The organism is Legionella sp. km772, assembly GCF_003989735.1.
Taxonomy (GTDB): domain Bacteria; phylum Pseudomonadota; class Gammaproteobacteria; order Legionellales; family Legionellaceae; genus Legionella.
Window position 1 is genome coordinate 1 of record NZ_RZGQ01000163.1, and the last position, 6,218, is coordinate 6,218.

Consider the following 6,218-nt stretch of genomic DNA (forward strand, 5'->3'; position numbering starts at 1 on the left):
GCGGTTTCGAGTTTGAGTTCTACTGGTAATTCATCAAACATCTCAAATTTGTCTTGCATACTTTTCGCCTTATTTCTATTCATTTAAGTCAATTTTGAATAAATTATACTTGAATTGATTGTAAATATAAACGTCTGTATGGCTATAATTGGAGCAAATGAGAAGGGTGCTCAGAGATATTTGAACATTAATGCGAGGTCACACCCGTTATTGTTCTCTTTAATCCCCTGGATATTAATTGGCATGATCATAACCAATTAATGGGTAGTGCTGCCTTATTACTCTCTTCTATTTTATGGGCGCTTGCAATTCTTCATGTTCGCTTCACCGCATCGAAATCCTCAATAAGGGAACTTATGCCTTGGCATCTATTGGTAGGTACGATAATCATTGCCATTAGCGCCCTCTTCCTTGAACCACACCCTATTATTCATTGGACAGCATTTTCTATCGGGCTAACTCTTTATATTGGGATCGTTGCTACTGCCTTAGCCTTTTGGGGCGCTGTGGAAATTAGCCAGCGATTCCCTGCCATTACCACATCTTTAGCCTTAACTGGCGTACCTATTATTGGCATTATCTGCTCGCTATTTTTGTTGGGCGAAAAGCCTTCTTTATTTGTATTAATATCGCTCAGTATGCTTATTATCGGATTAATTTGCGTTATTGTAGGAGATTATCAAGAAAAAAAGCCCAATACGTGAAGATAATTAAGCTCTAAAGAGCCCAATCTGTATAAAGTTTAAACTAAAATAAATTTTCTTAGAATTTGAATCATTGAATTTTTAATTCTTAATGCTCACTTAATGTTCGTAATGTAGCATATTTTGAATTCATGGTTAATACAGACTGCAATATGGCTAAAATATACTTACTAACAGCTCCTTTCGATGAGGATGCAAAAACCGGTGATGGACAATACGCAGCCTCTTTAGAAACAGGGTTTGCACAACATTATACAAAGATACCTTGTGTATGGTTAAAAAAAGATGACCATAAGTATAATATTCCCCTTCCTGCTGGTACTGAATCTTTTCCTGAAAAGACCATCCCGAGTGCAATAGTTTTACAACCAGTGGCTAATGAAAATACTATTATCAGCGGTTATAAATTAACTACTGAATCTGCCACCGCCGAGGAAGCAGAGCAAGTTAATAAGCAAACGGTCAGCCCAAAAACACCAAAGGCAATCCTAAATCCAGATAATAGTTTGCGCTCATTGACTATTATGGATATTTATTCCCAAAAACCTATCCATTTAGATACTTTAATCGTAAAGGGTCTAATTGAATCGCTAAATGAAAAGAAAACTAAATTAGAAGAAGCAATCGCACTTAATCATGAAAAAATGCCAAGAAGTCAGAAGGCTAAAATTGCTTTCTTGGTTAAAACTTATCGAAGCAATGAAGGCAATATTCAAAGTCATTGTTCTTTAAATGAATATATCGAAGCGCATATCGCAAATAAAGCTTTTTTAACCCGGCATGCCAAAGCGCTTAGCGTCTTTACAGCATTAGATAAGCATTTTGCAGGTCCGGTCGATCTAAACGCTCTAGAGAAATTAGCTGATAAACTAACCGGCGTTCGAGATTACGCTTATGATTTCCATAGTCATACTCTTCCCTACGATTTAGAAAATGATAAAGGCTTTAGAAATCTATACGATTTGGACGGTTTAAAAAGTTCTATCGAAGCCATTTGTAAAAAGTTAAAAGCCCTAAGTATTCGCCAAAGGGTGATCAAACAATATCCACTTAGCGTCCATGAGTTAAGTAGTGAAGCAGAACTAGACGATAAACTAAAACTGATAAACCTTATGTATACGGGATATGCTGGGGAATATTCTAAAGAAAAGTTCATTGAGGCTTTTTTAGAATCAAACCCACTTGACTTAGAACTCGCAGCTAATGATGAGATCGAACAAGCCCTACGATTTTATACCAAAATTGATAAATTACTTGCCAGTAAAAGCAACATTGTCGATAAAAAAGCATACCGGGATAAATTACTTCCTCGACTACAAGCACTGCTTTCTTGCAATTTTGAACCTTACCAGTCTGTAAACTCCACTTTAAACAGCTTTTATGGTAAGAGAAAATTCAGCGCAAGTGAGGGCTTTCATTTAGCCTATCAAGCAAACCAAAGAGATCCGATTAAGTATAAGGTGATTGACGACATTATTAAGAGTATGCAGCCCATTGAGAAGGATACTCATCTTGATATTCATATTCGACCGCCCGATTGTGGGGTGTTTATCACTGCAGCAGATATTAAAAAGTTTCAAGAGGCAGGTATTAGAGTAAATATCACTATCCATGAGTACAAGCAAAACTACACTCGACGATATTTGCAGCAATATACTCATGATTTAATGCGTCAAGCAAATAGTGTGCAGTTTTTTAATGCCTCCGATAGGGACAATGCCATTATTGCTGCCACTTATGGTGATTGCGATAAAAGGAATACTACAGAACCTTCTGGCATAGAAAAAAAGAAAAGAGAAGTTGGCGCTGACTTTCCACTGGATAAATACCCGGTCCAAAAATACGATCTAGCTGCAAAATCAGGGTTAACTGTCGCATCACAAAACCTTAGTACTGAGCCATCACATCCAAAAGATGTGGTTGCAAAGCCTGGCAATATCTTATCTTTTGGAACTATTCGCCCCGGAAAAGGTTTTGAAGAAGCGTATAAATTAGCGCAACTCATTAAAGAGGATGCCGACACAATTCGAGGTAAAATACGTACTGTCCCGGTAGTAAAATTAGCAGGGGATCCGCAGGATAGGGATTTAATGCAAAAAATAGTGGTTGAACGCTTTGGGAGCGCTGCGGTTGAAGCTTATCAACAAGTCCCCTCTCAGGCTTATAAAGATAGCTTCACGAACGGCCAGCGTCGCGATTATTGGAAAAATTTAGTCAATGCGCTTAATAAAAAGGTCACTGAAGAGGCTGTGCCGCTTAATAATCCCTATATAGAGATCCACCCATGGTGTGAACCACACGAATTATTAGCTTTAAAAGAAAATTGTAAATACGTTTGTCGCATGGATGATATGGGGATGCGAAATAATGGCTCAGCCATTATCAGTGTCCTTGACGTAGGTATAGTTTATACCAAATTTGGTTCTGTAACGGACGATATCTTTCTTAAAGGTGGAAAATATGGGAAAGCCGTTGATATTGGCGAACATCGCTATGGGAAGCATAGTCTATTTTTAAAAGCTGAAGAGTATGCCAGAGCACACAAGAAAGAGCCCTTACTATTAAAAAGTCCAGATTCCGCTTATAAACGTCAATCGGAATCGCGCGATCCCAAAGAAATCTTAGCATCAATCATTGCAAGAGAGAAAAACCAAATAGATAACGCCGCTACTATTGAAGAATCGGACAATTACCAAACGGTATTGGAGGCGCAAAAATTACTAACGGAACAATTTACTTTAAAAAATGCGACCGATCATTTGTTAGGCAATATAGGACTCGGCCATTTAATAGCAGAAGCGGATATTGATGAACTGGCAGAAGTTGATCCTGTCCAAAGCCAAGCCTATACTTTGGAAGAACTCGGTGATATTCCCATCACTCCTTTTAGACGATCTAAATCCTATCCTGATCTAGGCTTTTTTGGTGGGAGAGGTGAGAAGGAGCTTGGATTGAAAACTGGGCAACTAAGTGATAATATATATAGAGTTGGACAAAGCGTAGCTGTAATATAAAAGGAAAATGATAATGCCCTCTTCTGCAGATGTAAAAAAATTAATCCTCGATAAAGCACCAATTGAGCAAATCTATGCTAAGGCAAATTTATTAAAACCCTTAGAGCTAGTCCTGCTTAAAGCAGAAGGGGGGGATGAGGTTCAAAAAATAATGAACAGTCCAGAGTTCGTACCTTTATGGGTAAATAAATTTAACGCCTTACGATTAACCAGAGATCCCTCTTTTAGATTTAGAGATCCCGCCCCCCAATCGAAAGCGGATTTCTATTGTGGCTATGTTTTATATTTAGCCGCCTTAAATGTTAAAAGAACTGATGAAGACAAATATTCTTACTACCTTAGTGCAGCTTTAAGGTTTAATTCTTTTCATGCCTTTCAGGAGTGTTTGCACTCTCTAGTGCATCTGGGTCAGAATTATTCTACCAAGAAGGAACTTAACGACGCCGTTAGCTATTTATCTAGCGTAGCTCTGCAAATTCCCTCAAAAAACACCCCCAGCAGTTTATTGCTCGCTAATACTTGGTTCTATTTCGCAAGTTTTTATAGCAAATTGGGTTGTGAGGGCGAAGCCGTAGAATGTTACAAAAAATGTTGGGCAAATCTACATTTAGCAGAATTGACAGAAAGTAACTCTGAAAAAGCAATCCATAATGCCTATTTTGGTGAAGGGATAAAACTTAGCAATGCTTATGGATTAAATACCCTCACTGACATAAAAGAACGCTGCCTTACTGTAGCCAACGGGGCCTTAACTGCGCAAGTACGTAATAGTATTGAAGCGGATTTAGTAGATAAACTTACTCCTGAATGTAAAGAAATAAGTGAGGAAAAAAGTATACGTAATAAATTGAGTATCCTTTAAGATTTTAATTGGCCCTTTCATCTAAATCATAATTCAAATGAATAAATATAAAGTTTTTGAAGTCTATGATGAAATCATTAATTGGTTTGATGAGGCTCGTACAAAAAATCTTATGGAAGCCCATTATTTAAATTTAATTGCTAATACAATTCCCGAGGAAGGCTCTATATTAGACTTAGGTTGCGGAACCGGGGAGCCCATCGCCCAATTTTTTATTGAACATGGATTCAAAATTACTGGAGTTGATGGCAGCCAACAAATGATTGCACTGTGCAAACAGCGCTTTCCCAATGAACGCTGGATAGTTTCTGACATGCGAAACATCCAGTTAGCCCAACAATTTGATGCAATCCTCGCTTGGCATAGTTTTTTTCACCTAGATCATGATAGCCAACGTAAGATGTTTAAACTCTTTGAGTCACATATAAAACCCGGTGGTGTGTTAGCATTTACCTCTGGAGAGGAAGAAGGCGAGGTTTGGAGTAATAATGGCGGCCAAGAGCTCTATCATGCCTCCTTATCCACTCAGGAGTATCAGCATCTACTCGCAGAGGCATCCTTTAATGTATTAGTCCACAAAGTTTGTGATCCTGAATGTGGTGAGGCCACCGTTTGGGTGGCCCAAAAACTCTAAGAAATGGTTTTTAATATAAAATCCACTCTCTCCTTGATAGAAGACTTAGGTACTTCCACAACATGATAATCACAATAGATATAGGCTTCTTTAAGTAAGTTATAAGTAAATACAGCCTCTTGAAAATCCTGCTTTCGCTCCGCGTCATGTGCATAAATTTCTAGCCACGGGGGAAAAATAAATACCGTTTTATTGTAGCCAAATCGTTCTATAACTGGCATTAAATTAAGCTCTATCTCATCGCAAAAGCCTTTAGAATAGCCATAAAGATCCGGTAGGCCGCGATCAAAAAAAACAGTATTTTGTTTAGTTTGCATCCGTTTATAATCAGCGATTGACTGGGCAAGCATTAATTCCAGAAAAGCCTTACGGTCTCCCCAATGCGTCGCATTACCACCAGTATCGTGTTGGTGTTGAATAATAGAACGGGCTACCTCAGCAACAGTTAGAAACCCTAGCTGCGCTAGTGCATTTAAAACGGCAGTTTTTCCTGAGCCTGGGCCTCCAGTGAGTATAAAATAATTTATTTTATTAATGCTTTTTTCAATCATTCATGCTTATCCATTATTGTTTAGGTACTCTTTCAAATATCTGGCCAGACGATTCGGTGTATTTGCATAATACAATCGAAAAGCGTTAAGGTTGATGCTATTCATTAAACGGTAAGCACCAAGGGCCGAATAAATAGGCCATAGTGTCTTCGCTAAACTAAATGCCTTTAATAGCTGGTTTGGCGTAAAATCAAACCAATTTACTAAACATGCAGCTTGAAGTTGATGATAGCAGGCCTCCCCTTCCTTAACCCCATGATGGATGTGCGCTTGCCGGAGAAAATTATGCAAAGAGAAAAAGGGGTGCGTAATTACCGTCTCACCTAAGTCAATGTGATATAGGCGCGGATTTTTAGACGAAAAAAAGGTATTTTTAAGAGCTATTCTTCTAATATAAGAGGGGAATAGAATGACCAAAAAGCGAAATTATTACACTGCATCAAAAAAATCAAA

Annotated in this window: 5 protein-coding genes; 4 read left to right on the forward strand and 1 reads right to left on the reverse strand. The window is 38.2% G+C overall.

From position 1 onward, the window contains the following. Nucleotides 1–260: 260 nt before the first annotated feature. The 4 genes from ELY15_RS12715 to ELY15_RS12730 all read left to right on the forward strand — a co-directional run bounded on the left by ELY15_RS12715 (nt 261) and on the right by ELY15_RS12730 (nt 5,214). Complete coding sequence (locus ELY15_RS12715) at nt 261–704, forward strand: DMT family transporter (RefSeq protein ID WP_158617483.1); 444 nt, start codon at nt 261–263, stop codon at nt 702–704. Nucleotides 705–856: 152 nt separating this feature from the next. After that, a complete protein-coding gene (sidI, locus tag ELY15_RS12720) occupies nt 857–3,718 on the forward strand; it encodes a Dot/Icm T4SS effector Ceg32/SidI (RefSeq protein WP_127100619.1) in 2,862 nt (953 codons plus the stop codon). A 13-nt stretch (nt 3,719–3,731) separates the two neighbouring features. Further along, nucleotides 3,732–4,580 (forward strand): Dot/Icm T4SS effector metaeffector MesI, encoded by an 849-nt coding sequence (mesI, locus tag ELY15_RS12725; protein ID WP_127100620.1) that lies wholly within the window; start codon nt 3,732–3,734, stop codon nt 4,578–4,580. Nucleotides 4,581–4,617: 37 nt separating this feature from the next. Continuing rightward, nucleotides 4,618–5,214 (forward strand): trans-aconitate 2-methyltransferase, encoded by a 597-nt coding sequence (locus ELY15_RS12730; RefSeq protein WP_127100622.1) that lies wholly within the window; start codon nt 4,618–4,620, stop codon nt 5,212–5,214. On the opposite strand, the gene ELY15_RS12735 is transcribed toward ELY15_RS12730, so the two are convergent. Continuing rightward, nucleotides 5,211–5,765 (reverse strand): AAA family ATPase, encoded by a 555-nt coding sequence (locus ELY15_RS12735; RefSeq protein WP_127100624.1) that lies wholly within the window; start codon nt 5,763–5,765, stop codon nt 5,211–5,213. The genes ELY15_RS12730 and ELY15_RS12735 overlap by 4 nt on opposite strands. Nucleotides 5,766–6,218: the final 453 nt, after the last annotated feature.